Genomic DNA, 13,615 nt, shown 5'->3' on the forward strand with positions numbered 1-13,615 from the left:
GGTTCGGGGAATGACACCACCGCGTCGAGCGGGGCCACCGGCGCGTCGCCGACCGAGCCCAGCGCATCGGCAATCGCCGCGCGGTTTCCCTCCTTACCCGCGCGACCCTTGGCTGCGGCGCGGGATGCTTCGAACGCTTCCCTGTCGTTGAGATAGTCAGCCTTAGCCTGCACGAGATCGTCGGACAGATTGCGTTCGTGCTTCGCCAACCCCCAACCGAGTTCCTTATCGGCCGCCGACTTCCGATCTCCCGAACTGGCGACCGAAAGGAGGAACAGCGACAGTGGCCGGGCATGGCCAGTTGGCAGGACGACGTTGGCGTGCGCCTGGACCGCCAGCGCAGCATGCGAAAGCGCCGACTGGGCACATATCTCGACTGGTGCCTGGATCAGGTCCTGTGTGCCCTGCACGGCCGGCGCAATGATGCTTCCGAGGGCTTCGAGCGGATAAGGTTCGCCATCCCGCAGGGCACGACGCAACGGTCGGGCAGGTTCGAGTTCGATCACTTCGGCTGTTTTCAACCGGTCTTTGAATGCGGTCGCGGTCATGCGCGGTCCCCCTGAAGTTCAGAATTGAAGTCATTGAAGCCCGGCAATGGGCGGATGATGCTGACGGTGCGGCCCTGCTCGACGAATGCATCGGCGGCCCGACGCGCATGGCGTTCGCCAGCTTCATCACGATCGGCACCAATCGTCACGACCTTGACCCCGACAGGCAGGGCCATCCCGGCCATATTGCCTTCGCCGGTGGCGGCCCAGACGGCGAGCCCCATCTCTTGCTGCAGGGTGAGCCCGTCTTCGAGCCCGCCCGTCACGATGAGGTTTGCCGCCGCAGGCGCCAGTCGGATGGCGCCCCCGGCAATGCGACCGAGGCTCAGCTTGGGCGCTGGAACATCGGCCTTGGCCGAGCCATCTTTCTTGACGAACGTGCGCTGGACGCCGCCGATCTTGTTGTCGGCATTGGCGATTAGCGCGACCAGGCAGGGCAATGTTTTCGAGCCGTACCGAAGTCGTGCGAACCGGAGCGATTCTGGCAATCGCAGATCGAGACCGCGACCACGAAGATATGCTTCAGCCGGTGTTCCGCCGATCGGTCCCGCCGCGCGCCAAATGGTGATTGCTTCAGCTGTCGTGTCGCGCTCTGGCTCCGGCGGCAGCGCCGGCTGCACAACGACTGGTAGGTTGCCGCCTTCGAGCATGGCCACGGCTTCACGCAGGCCGACATCATGGGCGCGCTGGAGGTAGTCGAGCACGTCGCCACCGGCGCCGCAGCCGAAGCAGTGGTAGCGCTCCCCGTCTTCATATATGGTGAACGACGGGGAGCGATCCGGATGCAGGGGACAAGAGGCCTTCCACTCCCGTCCTGCCCGAATGAGCTTGGTTGATGCGCCCACGATTGCAGGCAGCGAGTGGCGGGACCGGATTGCCGCAAGGTCGAAAAAGGCGGTCATGTGAGCGGCCCCTGAGACTTAGAGAAGATCGCCTTGAGCCAGCTCTCTTGCCGGGCCGACAACGTCTTCCAGCAAATGATGTCGTCCAAGAACGCGACCTCTCGACTGTCCAGGTGCGGGCTGTAGCGAGCCATCCGCGCACGACGCCGCCAGGCTGGATCGAGGTTGACTGGCGATGGTGTGGACGAGGGCGGAGCAAGGTCAGCCTCCCCGGACAGCGACCGCTCGATCAGGTCGGAGACGGTCACGCCCTTGGGCAGCAACCGACCAATCGCATAGATCGCAGCAGCCACTTCGCCTGGCTTGTCCGACAGCAACAGCCGCGCCGACGCGGCCACCCGACGACGGGCGTCAGGTTTTAAGGTGACGGGCATCATTCCGCCCTCTCGAATACCAACGGCGCCGCGATCACAGCGAGCGCGGGACGAAGTCCGTAACGAGCCATCAGATGTTGATGCTGGAGTGTCTTTGATGTAGAACCACAATCGTTGCCTGCCAGCAAACGATACGGGGGCCGGGCGTCCGCTGGGACTGCCCGGCCTTTTCGCGTCAGCGGACGCGAGGCCGTTTTGATCGACATTGGTCACGCGGCTTCAGAAGTGGACTGAAAACGGTTTGCGTTTTTCCAGTCCTCAATGTCTGCGGGGTCATAAAGCACCTTGCCGCGTCGGCCCGGGGTCTTGATAAATTTGGGTCCAATTCCCCGGACCCTCCAGTTCTCAAGAGTACCAGGTGCTACACCGACATGCGGCGCAGCCACCTTGGTATCGAATAAATGATCCATCGCCGTTCCCTATCAATGGACCGCGCCTAGTTGCGTGGTCTGCGATGGATAACTGGCAAGGAAAGTGGGCCTCGAAAAATGGCGAATAATAGGCGGGGTCGCGACCTATTATTCCATCCGCTGGCTATCCTGCTGGAGGGCTCGCTTTGCTAGTGAGTCGGAAAGGGATAGCCCAAGTGGATCGAGGATAATGTTTGCGAACTTTCGGAATTTGCCAGTTTCCTTCAATATTTCGTCACCCCAATCGGTGAGAGGAACCACTTCTACTCGTCGGGTTGCGCGCCGTCCGGTTACTTCGCAGTAGATATTGCTCGCGGTCACTGCCCAATCGAGCAAGGCGTCTTTGCGGGGCGCCCCTCGGCCTTGCTTGGGTAATTCGCTGACGGCTTGCTCTGCCCAGCTTGCGAGCTGAGATACTACGCTCATGGCTGCCGGAAGCCGGCCCTCACGGATCGGATGAGCGTAAGAAAACCAGTCGATGCTGCACGCACCGTTTGTAGCAGCCTGATCAAGGGCCGCACGCGCGGTATCGTGCAAACTTGAATGTAGCGTCGCAATCGTGTTCGCTGCATCTTGGATCGCCACCAACAGGTCGGTGACGTGCTGTCCGCCGGGTTTCAATTCGAGATGCGTCCAGACGGCGAGGTTCGACAAGCTGTTCAGAACTTGGTCGTTAAAAACGGGTCGCTTGCTGGCGGGCGCCCCAAGTAAATCTAGTGCTCGATCGATTACTTCCTTTGGATATTTATCGCGTATACATCGCTCTGTTTCGATAAATCCGTCACTACGCCACGCCGAGACTTCACCCCGGGAAAACAGTTCGCGCAATGGCGGGCCAGAGGTTTCCTCCACGCTCAGACTCTAGCCGAAGCGAGCCGAACAACGTTTGTGTTGTCGCCGTCCACGAGCAGTAACGCGATGTGGTCCGACCACGCAACCAGGGCGCGCACCTTCTCAGGTCCCCAATCGTGCAACTGATACACGCCCGCGACACCTGACTTTGAGCCGCTCACATGGTTCAGGATGCTTTCGGTAACTTCGAACCGGACTCCCAGGCGCTGCATCCCCGTTGCCAAAGTCCGACGCAAGTCATGAAGGCGCCATTTGGCTATAGCAAACGGCTCGTCCTGTTCGGCCGCGATCTTAGCCATCGCGGTATCGAGCCGGGACTTCGCCCGGGAATGCCCGCTCACCGACGTTTCGCCAGTGGTCGTGAAAACCAAACCTCGGCGGGGCCATCCGTCAGTACGACCCATGCGCTTCGCGAGACCAATCAATTCAATCGTCGCCAAAGGCGACAGCGGAACCTGCGAGGGATTTCCGTTCTTTGCCCGGTCCGCGGGGAGCGACCACATGCACGTGTCACGATCCAACTCGGACCAGCGCATGCCCGAGACTTCTTCTAGTCGTTGGCCAGTGATCAGCAGCAATCGGAACAGGGGGCCGAAAGGATAGCCCTGCTCCCGCGTCGCGTTCCATGCTATTCTGACGTCCGCATCGCCCAACACCCTGTCGCGCTTAGTGGGCATTGGCGGAGGCTCCATGCCGAGGATCGGAGAGATCGGAATATCGCCTTCACTAACAGCCCAACGAAAAAGCCGTCGTAGGACTGCAAAAAGGTTCCGGCATGTGGCAACTTTTCTACGAACCGGATGGAGAACGGCGCGGATGTCTGAGCGGTCAATGTCGGGCAGTGGCTTGCTGCCGAGTACCGGAATTGCATAGCGAGTCAGGAGCGCTTCACCATCCCGATAAGACGCCTTCCAGCGAACCTTAAGGCAGTCTTCGACAAAGCGTCCGGCGTAGTCCCTGAACGCAAGTTCGATCGCGCGCCGAGACTTGTCTTGCTTATGCTGCTGCGGATCTATGCCCTTGGCCACCAGTGAAACCAGGTCGTCCGCCACTCGTCTCGCTGCGTCCGGCGTAAGACTGCCGTGCCGACCGATGGTAAAACGGCGAGTGCGCCCCGCGCGACCTCCAAGGCGATACTGGAACAAATAGCTTTTGGAACCGGTCGGCGTAACCTTGAGGCCAAAGCCCGCAATTCTATCGTCCCAAAGGATCGCCTCCTTGGGCTGCGACTGAAAGCCATCAACGGCGCTTTTGTTGATCCTTCCCTTGGCCATGTGCTTACCAGAGTCCTTTCCAGTAAGCACCTTACGATGGGCGATGGTGAACATCAAGGGAACACAGTGGACCGTGTCGGCTGAAAGTCATGGACGCGGCGACAATGTGTCTTGCTAGTTACTGCCTAACTTTTAATCAGTAGGTCGCTGGTTCGAATCCAGCAGGGCTCACGCCTTCGCCGGGAGGGCGAATTCAAACGGCGCTCGAATCGGTTCTTTCAGCAGAGCTTTGAGCCCGCGAAGTCGATTGCTTGCGCCGCCTTCGAATCGCGCTTGAACGACCGGCCCGCAAGGCTTGCACCCGGTCCGCAATAATATGAGCAGGCGCCCGGCACGCTGGCGATCCGCGCGCCCGATTGATCGACCGTCAGGGCCAGCTGGCACTCCCCCTCGCCGCGCGGGATCAGCACCCATGCTTCGCCCTTGCGCTCCAGTTTGCCGGCCATGCTGCAGTTCGCATCGCCTTGCGCAGCGTAAGTGATCAAGCCGGCGCGGAGCAACTCGCCTTCGCCCGCGATGCACAGTCGATCGCGCCCGGCCCCGGCAAAGGTCCCCGGCGCCGGTCCCGCCTGCTCCTTCGCCGAACAGGCCGACAGCATCACCGCAATTAGCAAACTATACCGCATCCCCTCTCCTCGCCGGTTTCGCGGTCTGCTTCAACCGGAGTTCAGGGATGGGGCGACAAAGCCCGCGCGCCTCCCTATATGACGACTTCGCGACAGAAGGATGTGCCCCGATGCTCACGACGAACCCCTTCGACGACGACAAACTGCGCGAGGAGTGCGGCGTCTTCGGGATCTGGGGCGGCGACGGCGCCGCCAGCTTCGTCGCGCTCGGCCTCCACGCGCTGCAGCACCGCGGGCAGGAAGCCGCCGGCATCACCAGCTATGACGGCAAGCAGTTCCACACCCACCGCGCGATGGGCCAGGTCGCGGGCAATTTCGACCGCGACGAGATCATGCGACCGCTCGCCGGCCGCACGGCAATCGGCCATGTCCGCTATTCGACGACCGGCGAAACCGCGCTGCGCAATGTCCAGCCGCTTTACGCCGACCTCAACGAGGGCGGATTCGCGATCGCGCACAACGGCAATCTGTCGAACGCGATGACGTTGAAGCAGGCGCTGATCCGGCGGGGATCAATCTTCCAGTCGACCAGCGATACCGAGGTGATCATCCACCTCACCGCGACCTCCTCCTACACCACTCCGCTAGACCGGCTGATCGATGCGCTGCGCCAGGTCGAGGGGGCTTACTCGCTGCTTGTGCTGACCGAGCAGGGCCTCATCGCCTGCCGCGACCCGCTGGGGATTCGCCCGCTGGTCATGGGCAAGCTCGGCGAGGCGACGATCTTCGCCTCAGAGACCGTCGCGCTCGACGTGATCGGCGCGACCTACCTGCGCGATGTCGATCCGGGTGAGCTGGTACTGGTCAACGACAGCGGCGTGCGCAGCTTCCGCCCGTTCGCCCCAGCCCGCCCCCGCCCGTGCATCTTCGAGCATGTCTATTTCTCGCGGCCCGACAGCGTCGTCGGGGGATCGTCGGTCTATGAGGTGCGCAAGAACATCGGTGCGGAGCTGTCGCGCGAAAGCCCGGTCGAGGCCGACTATGTCGTCCCCGTACCCGATTCGGGTGTCCCGGCAGCGATCGGGTTCAGCCAGGCATCGGGCATCCCGTTCGAGCTCGGTATCATCCGCTCGCACTATGTCGGGCGGACCTTCATCCAGCCCAACGATGGCGTCCGCCACCTCGGCGTCAAGCTCAAGCACAACGCCAATTCGGCGCTGATCAAGGGCAAGAAGATCGTGCTGATCGACGATTCGATCGTGCGCGGTACGACGTCGCTCAAGATCGTCCAGATGATGCGCGATGCCGGCGCGCGCGAGGTTCACATGCGAATCGCCTCGCCACCGACGCGCCACAGCTGTTTTTACGGCGTCGACACGCCCGAGCGGTCCAAGCTGCTCGCCGCGCAGATGAATGTCCGCGAGATGGCCGATTACATCAATGCCGACAGCCTGGCGTTCGTCTCGCTCGACGGGCTGTATCGCGCGCTCGGCGATGTTCGCGATGCCGGCGCGCCGCAGCGCTGCGACGCCTGTTTCTCGGGCGAATATCCGACCAGCCTGACCGACATGACCGAAGAAGGTCATTCGCGCCTGGCACTCGTCGCCAGCCGCTAAGGACTTGCCCGCAATGACCGACCCGAAGCCCTTCGCGGGCAAGCTGGCGCTCGTCACCGGTGCTAGCCGCGGGATCGGAGCGGCAACCGCCGAGGCGCTGGCATTGGCGGGCGCGCACGTCATCCTTGTCTCCCGGACGGCGAAGGCGCTCGAGGAGGTCGAGGAGCGCATCCACGCAGGCGGTGGAAGCGCGACGATCGCGCCGCTCGACCTCACCGACAGCGCCGGCATCGGTAAGCTGGCAACGGCGATCGCCGAGCGGTGGAGCGTGCTCGATGTGCTGGTGCTCAACGCGGCGATGCTCGGGTCGCTGACCCCGGTCGAGCATATCGACAGCGCCGAGTTCGGGCGGCTGCTCCAGCTCAACCTCGTCGCCAACCAGGCGCTTATCGCGGCGTTCGACCCGTTGCTGCGCGGCGCCGTCAAGGCCGAGGTGGTCGCGGTGACCAGCTCGGTCGGGGCCACGCCGCGCGCTTTTTGGGGGGCTTATGGGGCGTCGAAGGCGGCGCTCGAGACATTGCTCGGGGCCTATGCCGACGAGAATGAGCATGGCGAAAAACTGCGCGTCCACATCGTCGACCCCGGCGCGACGCGGACCCGGATGCGCCAGCTCGCCTTCCCCGGCGAGGAGCCGGACAGCGTCAAGCCACCCGAGGTGGTCGCAAAGGCGATTATCGAGCGAATGCTTGGCGATGCGGCTACTGGCGGGCGAATCCGCGTCGAGGTCTAGCGCTTCACCATCGTTACCTGCGCGACGTCGATCCCGCGGCCGCGGAAGCCGCCTTCGCAATACATCAGATAATAGCGCCACAGCCGGTGGAAGCGGTCGTCGAAGCCGGGCAGTTGACCTTCGACGACAGCGCGGTCGTAGCGCAGGCGCCACAGGCGGAGCGTCTCGGCATAGTCGCTCCCGAAGCCGTCACGTTGTTCCCATGACAGCCCGCGCTCGCGGGCCAACGCCTCGAAGCGAGGCTCGTCGAGCAGCATCCCGCCGGGGAAGATATAGGCCTGGATGAAGTCGGCGCTGGCGGCGTAGCGGTCGAACAGGCGGTGATCGATGCTGATGAACTGGAGCGCTGCGCGGCCGCCGGAACGAAGACTGCGGGCGATGGTGTCGAGATAGGCTGGCCACCAGCGTGCGCCGACCGCCTCGACCATCTCGACCGAGGCAATGGCATCATAGTGATCGGTCACCGCGCGATAATCCTGGAGGCGGATGTCGATGCGGTCGGCAAGCCCCGCCTCGGCGATGCGCTGGTCGGCCCAGGTTTTTTGCTCAGTCGAAAGGGTGAGACCGGTGACGCGCGCGCCTCGCTTGGCGGCGGCGATAGCGAGGCTGCCCCAGCCGCAACCGATCTCAAGCAGGCGGTCGTCGGGCGCGAGCGAGAGCCGGTCGAGCAGGGCGTCGATCTTGCGCGCCTGCGCAGCCTCGAGCGTATCGCCGGGGGCAAAGCGCGCCGACGAATAAGTCATGCCCTCGTCGAGCCACGCCGCGTAGAAGTCATTGCCGAGGTCGTAGTGCGCGGCGATGTTGTCGCGCGCCTGGGCAGGGCGGTTGTCGCGCAGGCGGTGGACCAGCGCGTTGACCCATCGCGCCGGGCCCTTCGCGCGCGCCGCGTCGCCGAGGCTGACGGCGTTGGCCATGAACAGTTCGGCGATCTTGACCGGGTCGGGCGACGACCATTCGCCGCGCTCCCACGCCTTGTACCAACCGACCGAACCCGACGTCGCGACGCGGACCAGCGCCATCCAGCTGTGGAGGTTGACGACCGCGACCGGGCCCGGCGCGTGGAAGCCGACGCGGCGCGGGGTGCCGTCGGGGGTTATGCCGTCAATTCCTCCGATCAGCAGCCGTTCGTCGAGCTGGTCGACGACCCGCGCGAAGGCCGGCGCGACAATGCGGCCGAGCCAGCCACCGCCGGTCGCGAAGTTGCGGTCTGCGGTAAGGAGATGCTGTCCGCGCGTTGCCATCGCTGGAGCTGTGCTAGCCAGCGCGGCCCAAGGCAAGCGCGGAGAGGGCTCTTTCCCGTGCTTCGCGATGGCCGATCAAGGGCGCGGGGTAGTCGGCCGGACGGAAGACGGGGTCGTGGATGTCGGCGTCGGACAGGTCGGCAAGTTCGGGCACCCACTGGCGGATGTAACCGGCGGCGTCGAACTTGGCCGACTGCGACAACGGCGCCATGATCCGCGCGAAGGGGGACGAGTCGCTCCCCGTCCCCGCGATCCACTGCCAGTTGAGGCTGTTGTTGCCGAGATCGGCATCGACCAGCGTATCCCAATACCAGCCCGCGCCGCGCCGCCAGTCGAGGAGCAAGTGCTTCACGCAGAAGGAGGCGGCGATCATCCGCAAGCGATTGTGCATCCAGCCGGTTGCCCACAGCTGGCGCATTCCGGCATCGACGATCGGGTAGCCGGTGAGGCCGCGAGTCCAGGCGGTGAAGTCGGCGTCGGCCTCGGGACCATAGCGCCAGCGGGGATCGGGGCGGATCGATTCGGACGGGAGTTGCGGTTGACCGAGGAGGGCCGAGCGAGAGAAGTCGCGCCACGCAAGCTCTTTCAGGAACTTGGTAGCCGAGGACGGGCCGGCAAGCCGGTGCCACACGGTGCGTGCGCTGATCTCGCCGTGGTGAAGGTGGGGCGAGAGGCGGCTGGTGCCATCGACCGAGGGGAGATCGCGGCGAATGGCGTAGTCGGCGACTTCATCGGTGAAGGCGGCGAGGTGCGCAGCGGCGCCCCGCTCGCCGGGGTGCCAGCCGGTGAAGCCGGTGGACCAGTCGGGGCGGGTGGGGAGGAGGTCCCAGTCTTCGAGCTTGTCCGAAGCGGCAGCAGTCGGCGGGGGGACGATGCGGGTCGGCGCGGGCTCGGGCTTTGGCGGGGGCAGGTGTTCGGTCAGGGCCCGGTAAAAGGGGCCGTAGACCTTGAAGGGGGTTCCGGCGCCGGTTCGCACCTCCTCGGCCGCGATGAGGGTGTCGCCGTCGTGGAGGGTCAGGCGGTCGCCAAGTGCGGCGTCGGTCGCGCGCCAGTGCGGCTCGTAGTGGCGGGTGGCGTGGATGCTGGTGGCGCCGATCTCGTGCGCTACCGCGGCGACCGTAGTGGCGGCGGGGCCGCGCCGCAGGATGAGGTGGCCGCCGATCGCTTCAAGGCTGGCAGCGAGGCTGGCGAGGCTGTGGTGGAGCCACCAGCGCTGCGCCCCGCCGATGCGCCACTCGCCCGTCGTGTCGTCATCGAGGACGTAGAGGCAGGCGGTCGAGCCCGCCGCAATCGCGGCGAGCAACGCGGGGTTGTCGGCGAGGCGGAGGTCCTGGCGGAACCAGTGGAGGGAGGTCAGGGACGGCATTCGGTTCGGATCGCCTTGAGCGGGGGGCCGACGTCGCGTTGCAGGAGCAGCGCGCGCGGGCTTCCACGATAAACTTCGATCGTGACAGCGGGTTCCGGGCCCGGCTCGAACGACAACGCGCCGCCGCGATGCACCACGCGCATCGGGCTGGCGGGGTCGAGGTAGGCGTAGCGGCGACCCTGGCGGGCGGTGAAGGGAACCGATCGCGTCGGCGTGACGACCGCGTCGGGGGTCAGGCGGAAAAGCTGTTGGTTGTCAACGACATAGCAACCGTAAAGGTCGCCCAGGTCGCGCTTGTCGATCGGGTGACCACGAACCATCGAACCGACAATCAGTCCGATCGCGACCAGCGCCAAGACGGTGGCCAGGAGCTTGCCCGTGATCGTCGTTGCCATCGCCATCAGCCCCTCCCCCTCGACATTAGCTCCCTCCACCACGGCCGCGACGGAGCGACTATTCGGCCCGCGGTTCCTTTTCAACCTGCCAGCTTTGGCCCTTGGCGACGAGGGCCTGGAGGTCGACCTTCTTGCCAGCGCTTACAGCATGGTTTTGCTCGATAACTGCGCTTTCGAAGGTCGGGGCGGGGTCTTCGTAGATGACGCCGAGCGCGACCGGGAAACCGGCAGTGGCGGGCATTTCGATCAGAAGCTGGGCGAGCGTACGGTTTTTGGGGTCATGGACAAGGACGGCGGGGTCCGTTGCGTCGATGATCGTCAAGGACAGGCGGTCGCGGTCGAACCCGATGCCCCTGGTGCCGGCAGCGAACAGCATTTTCTCGCCGGCCTTGAGCCACAGCTGGCGGTCGGCGGCGAACTCCTTGGCGGTAAAACTGGCGAAGACGTCGTCGTTATAGACGACGCAATTCTGGAAGATTTCGACGAAGCTGGCGCCCTTGTGGGCGTGGGCGGCTTTCAGCACGTCGGGCAGGTTCTTGTTGACGTCGATCGCGCGCGCAATGAACCGCGCGCCGCTGCCGAGCGCGAAGCCACACGGATTGGCGGGGCGGTCGATCGAGCCGAACGGGGTCGAGGGGCCGCGCGTGCCGATGCGGCTGGTGGGCGAATATTGGCCCTTGGTGAGGCCGTAGATCTCGTTGTTGAACAGCAGGAACTGGCAGTCGAGATTGCGGCGCAGCAGGTGCATCGTGTGGTTGCCGCCGATGCTCAGCGCGTCGCCGTCGCCGGTGATGATCCACACGTCGAGCTCGGGATTGGCGAGCTTGACCCCGGTTGCGACGGCGGGGGCGCGGCCGTGGATGGTGTGGAAGCCGTAGCTTGCCATATAATAAGGGAAGCGGCTCGAGCAGCCGATGCCGCTGACGAATACCGTGTTTTCGCGCGCAACGCCGAGGTCGGGCATGGTGCGCTGCACCGCTTTGAGGACGGCATAGTCGCCGCAACCCGGGCACCAGCGCACTTCCTGGTCGGAGGCCCAGTCCTTGGCGGTGGTCGCCGCGATCTTCGTGATCTCGTTCATGGGTTCAACCAACCTTGTGGAGATAAAAGAGCAGCAGCAGGACCAGCCCGAGCATCATGATCAAGGGGACGGGGTTGATCTGTTTCATGCCGCGAGCTTCGGAGTTTTGGACACGGTTGACAGTGTGGGGAGGTTTTTCGTCATCCCTGTCTCGCCAGTCGATTGCGTCGTGTATGTCATGCCAGCATCGCCTCGATTGCGTCCTCGATCTCGGTGATGCGGAAGGGTTGACCACTGACCTTGTTGAGCGGGCGCGCATCGACCAGGAACGTGTCGCGAAGGATGGTCTTGAGTTGGCCGGTGTTCATCTCGGGGACGAGGATATGCTGATAACCCTTGAGCAGGACAGACATATTTTTGGGCATGGGCGCGATGTGGCGGATGTGGATGTGGGCCACCTTGCGGCCCTTTGCGCGCAGGCGGCGGACGGCCTGGTGGATCGGGCCGTAAGTCGAGCCCCAGCCGACGACCGCGAGCGTGTCGGTCGCCTCGCCCAGGGTGATTTCCTGGTCGGGGATGCTGTCGGCGATGCCCGCGACCTTGGCGACGCGAACGCGGGTCATTTCGGCGTGGGCCTCGGCCGAGTAATCGATGTTGCCCGAGCCCGGGGCCTTCTCGATCCCGCCGATGCGATGTTCGAGGCCGGGGGAGCCGGGCTTGATCCACGGGCGAACATTCTCGGCATTGCGGGCGTAGGGCATGACCCCCTCGCCGGGCGCGGGCGGATCGGTGTGGAAGGCGACCGGGAACGGCGCGTAGGTCGCCATGTCGGGGACTTTCCACGGTTCGGCGGCGTTGGCAATATAACCGTCGGAGAGCAGCAGCACGGGCGTCATGTAGCGCACGGCGATGCGGCACGCCTCGATCGCGCAGTCGAACGCGTCGGACGGCGAGCGCGCGGCGATGACCGGGATCGGGGCGTCGCCGTTGCGGCCATAGACTGCCTGGTAGAGGTCGGACTGCTCGGTCTTGGTCGGCAGGCCGGTCGAGGGGCCGCCGCGCTGCGAATTGACGATCACGAGCGGGAGTTCGGTAATGAAGGCGAGGCCCATCGCTTCGCCCTTGAGCGCGATACCGGGGCCCGAGGAGGAGGTGATGCCGAGCTGACCGGCGTAGGATGCGCCGATCGCCGAGCAGATTGCGGCGATCTCGTCCTCGGCCTGGAAGGTCGTGATGCCGTATTCTTTGAGGCGCGACAGGTGGTGAAGCAGCGGGCTGGCGGGGGTGATCGGATAGGAGCCGAAGAACATCGGCAGGCCGGCCAACTGCGCGCCCGCGACGAGGCCGATGGCGAGCGATTCGGCGCCAGTAACGGTTCGGTAAAGGCCGGGCTCGGCGGGGGCGGCGGGGATGTGGTGCTGGCGGACTGACGCGCCGATCTCGACGGTTTCGCCATAGGCGTGCCCGGCGTTGAGCGCGGCGATATTGGCTTCGGCGAGCGTCGGGGCCTTGGCGAACTTGGTGGTCAGCCAGTCAGTAATCGGTTGGCGGTCGCGGTCGAACATCCACAGCGCGAGCCCGAGCGTCCACATGTTCTTGCAGCGCAGCGCTTCCTTGTTGCCAAGCCCGAACGGCTTGACCGCGTCCATCGTCAATTGGGAGATGTTGAACTTGACCAGCTGCCAGCGGGCGAGGCTGTCGTCGTCGAGCGGGTTGGCGGTGTAACCTGCCTTGGTCAGGTTGCGCGGCGTGAATTCGCCTTCGTCGACGATGATCAGGCCGCCGTCGCGAAGGGCGCCGACGTTCATCTTGAGCGCCGCGGGGTTCATCGCGACGAGCACGTCGGGCTGGTCGCCGGCGGTATCGATCGCGGTCGATCCGAAGTTGATCTGGAACGCCGAGACGCCGAACGTCGTCCCCTGCGGTGCGCGGATCTCGGCCGGGAAATCGGGGAAGGTGGCGAGGTCGTTGCCGGCCAGCGCGGTCGACAAGGTGAACTGCCCACCGGTCAGCTGCATCCCGTCGCCGCTGTCCCCGGCGAAGCGGACCACGACCGCTTCGGGCGTGGGGTGTGCGTTCGCCTCTTCAGGCGTCAATAAATGCGTCGCCGACGCCATTCGCAGTATCCTCGAGAGTGGCTTTCCGGATGCGACTTTAGGCGCGCGATGCCGCAGGTTCCAGCGCTAAGCCACTTGGGCGATGACGAAGCAGCCTTTATGCGTGCGGCGCCAACAAAGGAGAAGATGTGACCAATCCCTTCATTCGTGACGATGTGAAAGCTTTTCTTGCCGCAGTGGCCGCGTCGGGACGGCCCTCGGTC

At 64.6% G+C, this 13,615-nt stretch carries 14 protein-coding genes; 2 read left to right on the plus strand and 12 right to left on the minus strand.

The window, feature by feature from the left end; genetic code table 11:
- The 7 genes from Q0R27_RS08200 to Q0R27_RS08230 form a co-directional block, all read right to left on the minus strand.
- Window positions 1-548: DUF3987 domain-containing protein (locus Q0R27_RS08200; protein WP_293943218.1), on the minus strand; the 548-nt coding region annotated here is incomplete at its 3' end.
- Entirely contained in the window at window positions 545-1,450 is a 906-nt protein-coding gene (locus Q0R27_RS08205) for a CHC2 zinc finger domain-containing protein (RefSeq protein WP_293943220.1), read from the minus strand. The genes Q0R27_RS08200 and Q0R27_RS08205, both read right to left, overlap by 4 nt.
- Complete coding sequence (locus tag Q0R27_RS08210; RefSeq protein WP_293943222.1) at window positions 1,447-1,827, minus strand: hypothetical protein; 381 nt, start codon at window positions 1,825-1,827, stop codon at window positions 1,447-1,449. Before Q0R27_RS08210 ends, Q0R27_RS08205 begins: the two co-directional genes overlap by 4 nt.
- A gap of 206 nt (window positions 1,828-2,033) precedes the next feature.
- Window positions 2,034-2,234, minus strand: coding sequence for a DNA-binding protein (locus tag Q0R27_RS08215; protein WP_293943224.1), 201 nt, complete (start codon window positions 2,232-2,234; stop codon window positions 2,034-2,036).
- A 108-nt stretch (window positions 2,235-2,342) separates the two neighbouring features.
- Window positions 2,343-3,062, minus strand: coding sequence for a hypothetical protein (locus Q0R27_RS08220; protein ID WP_293943226.1), 720 nt, complete (start codon window positions 3,060-3,062; stop codon window positions 2,343-2,345).
- A 26-nt stretch (window positions 3,063-3,088) separates the two neighbouring features.
- On the minus strand, window positions 3,089-4,414 hold the full coding sequence (locus Q0R27_RS08225) for an integrase arm-type DNA-binding domain-containing protein (protein ID WP_293943228.1): 1,326 nt from the start codon (window positions 4,412-4,414) through the stop codon (window positions 3,089-3,091).
- A gap of 164 nt (window positions 4,415-4,578) precedes the next feature.
- The gene (locus Q0R27_RS08230) at window positions 4,579-4,986 is read right to left on the minus strand and encodes a hypothetical protein (protein ID WP_293943230.1); all 408 of its coding nucleotides are present in this window, start codon (window positions 4,984-4,986) and stop codon (window positions 4,579-4,581) included.
- A 110-nt stretch (window positions 4,987-5,096) separates the two neighbouring features.
- On the opposite strand from Q0R27_RS08230, the gene purF reads away from it, so the two are divergent.
- A complete protein-coding gene (gene purF / locus Q0R27_RS08235; RefSeq protein ID WP_293943232.1) occupies window positions 5,097-6,542 on the plus strand; it encodes an amidophosphoribosyltransferase in 1,446 nt (481 codons plus the stop codon).
- 13 nt (window positions 6,543-6,555) lie between these two features.
- A complete protein-coding gene (locus tag Q0R27_RS08240; RefSeq protein ID WP_293943234.1) occupies window positions 6,556-7,272 on the plus strand; it encodes an SDR family NAD(P)-dependent oxidoreductase in 717 nt (238 codons plus the stop codon).
- Here Q0R27_RS08240 and Q0R27_RS08245 read toward each other — a convergent pair.
- The 5 genes from Q0R27_RS08245 to Q0R27_RS08265 all read right to left on the minus strand — a co-directional run bounded on the left by Q0R27_RS08245 (window position 7,269) and on the right by Q0R27_RS08265 (window position 13,412).
- Window positions 7,269-8,513: a cyclopropane-fatty-acyl-phospholipid synthase family protein gene (locus tag Q0R27_RS08245; RefSeq protein WP_293943236.1), complete on the minus strand. Its 1,245-nt coding sequence runs from the start codon at window positions 8,511-8,513 to the stop codon at window positions 7,269-7,271. The two genes, Q0R27_RS08240 and Q0R27_RS08245, sit on opposite strands and share 4 nt — an antisense overlap.
- 13 nt (window positions 8,514-8,526) lie before the next feature.
- Window positions 8,527-9,879 (minus strand): deoxyribodipyrimidine photo-lyase, encoded by a 1,353-nt coding sequence (locus Q0R27_RS08250; RefSeq protein ID WP_293943238.1) that lies wholly within the window; start codon window positions 9,877-9,879, stop codon window positions 8,527-8,529.
- Window positions 9,867-10,280, minus strand: coding sequence for a hypothetical protein (locus tag Q0R27_RS08255; RefSeq protein WP_293943240.1), 414 nt, complete (start codon window positions 10,278-10,280; stop codon window positions 9,867-9,869). Before Q0R27_RS08255 ends, Q0R27_RS08250 begins: the two co-directional genes overlap by 13 nt.
- 52 nt (window positions 10,281-10,332) lie before the next feature.
- A complete protein-coding gene (locus Q0R27_RS08260; protein WP_293943242.1) occupies window positions 10,333-11,355 on the minus strand; it encodes a 2-oxoacid:ferredoxin oxidoreductase subunit beta in 1,023 nt (340 codons plus the stop codon).
- A gap of 176 nt (window positions 11,356-11,531) precedes the next feature.
- Complete coding sequence (locus tag Q0R27_RS08265) at window positions 11,532-13,412, minus strand: 2-oxoacid:acceptor oxidoreductase subunit alpha (protein WP_293943244.1); 1,881 nt, start codon at window positions 13,410-13,412, stop codon at window positions 11,532-11,534.
- Between the last annotated feature and the right edge of the window lie 203 nt (window positions 13,413-13,615).

Origin of the sequence: Sphingomonas sp. (assembly GCF_025362505.1) — a bacterium.
Taxonomy (GTDB): Bacteria; Pseudomonadota; Alphaproteobacteria; order Sphingomonadales; family Sphingomonadaceae; genus Sphingomicrobium.